Origin of the sequence: Parolsenella sp. LCP21S3_E11 (assembly GCF_052118165.1) — a bacterium.
Lineage (GTDB): Bacteria > Actinomycetota > Coriobacteriia > Coriobacteriales > Atopobiaceae > Parolsenella.
This window is the reverse complement of the sequence record NZ_JBQKHS010000019.1, coordinates 1-1,646: the sequence shown is the minus strand read 5'-3', so window position 1 is coordinate 1,646 and position 1,646 is coordinate 1. Positions and strand designations below refer to the sequence as shown.

General features: G+C 65.4%; 2 protein-coding genes. One reads left to right on the top strand and one right to left on the bottom strand.

Translation table 11 applies throughout. The features are described 5' to 3' along the window. A partial coding sequence (locus tag ACTQ1Z_RS08510; RefSeq protein WP_441860251.1) for a hypothetical protein occupies nucleotides 1-287 on the bottom strand: 287 nt, incomplete at its 3' end. A 101-nt stretch (nucleotides 288-388) separates the two neighbouring features. On the opposite strand from ACTQ1Z_RS08510, the gene ACTQ1Z_RS08505 reads away from it, so the two are divergent. Continuing rightward, nucleotides 389-1,363 carry a hypothetical protein gene (locus ACTQ1Z_RS08505; RefSeq protein WP_441860249.1) on the top strand — a complete coding sequence of 325 codons (975 nt, stop codon included), beginning with the start codon at nucleotides 389-391 and terminating at the stop codon, nucleotides 1,361-1,363. Nucleotides 1,364-1,646 lie beyond the last annotated feature (283 nt).

The window sequence follows — 1,646 nt, the reverse complement described above, 5'->3', positions numbered from 1 at the left end:
GTCGCCGCCCGCCGCGCCGCCGCCGTCGCCACCCCGCCCGCCTCCGATACGCCGCGTCCGCCGCACCGCCCGCCGCGCTGCTCGCTACCGTGGCGCTTTTGCACATCCCACTCGTTGGCATAGCGTTTTTGCACGCTCAGAACCCGCGCAGCGCGCAATAACGCCGCAGCAATGGAACCGGTGTGCAATAACGCCGCAGCAACGGAGCCAGCGTGCAGAAACGCCGCAGCAACATCACCACGGGCCGTCCGCCGATGCATATGAGCCGCTGGCGAAACGGACGTCACAAGAATTGCACCCTAACCAGGGCTGTTAGGTCTCCGTTAGATTCCCGTCAGGTTTTCTCGACGTTGCCCCTGTTACCCTGCACGAGACGAACGGAGGAGACATGGGCACAAAACGCGACATCGAGATAGGCATCTTGCTTGACGAGGCCCAGAGGGCACGTCGATGCCTCGCGACGCATGATCGCAAGCTCAAGGCCGCGCTCGACCGCCGAGCGCCCAACCAGCTCGTATGCCCGCGCAGCCACCTCTATGCGCGAAAGGGCTACTGGAACAGCCTAGGTCGCCGGCAGCGTGAGGAACACATCCTGCGAGCCGAGGCCACGCTTCACCCCGAGCTCGTCCTCTGCCACGCAAGCGCTGCGCTGCTGCACGGGCTGCCCGTATCGTTTCGCCGCCTTGCGAGCGTCCACGTGCTGTCAGGCGAACGCTGGCCGTCGACCCGTAGCGCGGGCCGCGTCACACGTCACAGACGCACCGAGGCAACCAGGCCAATGGTGGAGCGACTCGACGGCATTCTCGTTACCTCGCTTGAGGACACCATAGTCGATTGCCTCCTCGAACTCGGCTTTCGAGAGGGCCTCGCAATCGCAGACGCGGGCCTCGCGCGCCTGGGAATCGACGCTATCGAACTTGACGCTCTGGTCAGAGAACGAGGACACCATCGCCCCGGTGTGCGGAACGCGCTCGAAACCACGCGCCACGCAGACGCACGCAGCGAGAGCGGCGGTGAGTCCATGGCCCGCGCCATCATGATCGAGCATGGTTTCATGCTTCCCGAGCTGCAGGTCTCCATCGAGAACCCCGACAACCCCGGTCATCCCTGGCGCTGCGACTTCTTCTGGGAGCTGCCAGACGGCACGATCGTCGTTGGCGAGCTGGACGGTGGCGAGAAGTACGTAAACCCAGCCATGACACACGGCCGAGACGCGCTGCAGGTAATGCGCGATGAGCGGCTTCGCGAATCTGGCATGACGCTCGTCGTCGACCGCGTCATGCGCTTCACGTTCTCGGACGTGGCCAACGAGGCACGCCTCGTAGCGCTGCTAGAGCGCTTCGGCATCCCGCATGTCGCGTAGCGTCCCGAGAATGGCATGGCGTTTATGCACGTCATCATCACTCGCGCAGCTTTATTGCACGCCCAACGGCTCCCCAGCGTGCAATAACGCTCCGCCAATGAATCCGACACGCAGAAACGCCGCAGCAATGGAACCGATGTGCAATAACGCCCCAGCAAGGCGCCCGCCGGCCACACGCACGCGCAACGTGCCCGCACGCGCAACGTGCCCGCCCTCACGCGTCACGCACGCCGCCCGCCGGCCGTCCACACGCGCAACGCGCCCGCCAGTCGCCCGCACGCGC

Bases quoted from the DNA above. Each gene is read 5' to 3' on its own strand.
- ACTQ1Z_RS08505 (WP_441860249.1), top strand. From the start codon at position 389: ATGGGCACAAAACGCGACATCGAGATAGGCATCTTGCTTGACGAGGCC.